This window comes from Halorubrum sp. SP3 (assembly GCF_005435195.1).
Classification (GTDB): domain Archaea; phylum Halobacteriota; class Halobacteria; order Halobacteriales; family Haloferacaceae; genus Halorubrum; species Halorubrum sodomense.
In genome coordinates, this window is the sequence record NZ_SGTU01000068.1 from 293 (window position 1) to 998 (window position 706).

At 53.0% G+C, this 706-nt stretch carries 1 protein-coding gene; it reads right to left on the reverse strand.

Annotation, left to right across the window (positions count from 1 at the left end):
* A partial coding sequence (locus tag EXE42_RS20295) for a hypothetical protein (protein ID WP_241988407.1) occupies positions 1-191 on the reverse strand: 191 nt, incomplete at its 3' end.
* Positions 192-706 lie beyond the last annotated feature (515 nt).

A 706-nucleotide genomic window follows, 5' to 3' on the forward strand; every position in this document is an offset into this window, starting at 1 on the left:
AAGAGTCGTCGTCGCCACTGCGGTGTGACATTGAACGGGGCAGTAAGCTCAACAACCACGAGTAGGCCAATGAGGGACACAACAAAGAATAACTCTAGTTCTAAGGCGTTGAGGGCGGTCAATAGAAGAATTACACTCACCATCCACGCAACGAGTGCGTACACAAACCGCCGCCGTTTTTCAAGTGCCATTGATTCAGTACGACCTGAACATGTGTAGTGTTCGGTTAATTCTCTTCGTATCGGATTTTAGGTGGCTCGTCTGAATCGGCGGAGTCCACCACCACATACAACAGTTAATAACAGCACTTGGACGGCGTACAGTGGCGTACTCTCATCAGTCTCTCCTGATGACACAGATCCATCGTTCGGTGTGATAGTTCCGTCACTGCCATTTCCAGTTGCGTCTGAGGAGCTACCAGACCCAGAATCGTTTGCTCCCGTGTCTGTCCCGTTTGTGTTGGTTGAGTCTCCATCTGTGCTGTCGGAGTCGCCTGTGCCGTTGGAGCCATCGGTACTGTTGGAGTCGTCTGTGCCGTTGGAGCCATCAGTACTGTTGGAGTCGTCTGTGCCGCCCTCACCACCTGTCGACCCACCGGGACTACCACTGTCTCCACTATCGTCACCTGATGACCCCGTATCTGTACTGTCGCCATCAGACTCCTGTGTTGAAGCCACGGTCAGCGAGTGTGCGTCACTCAATCCGA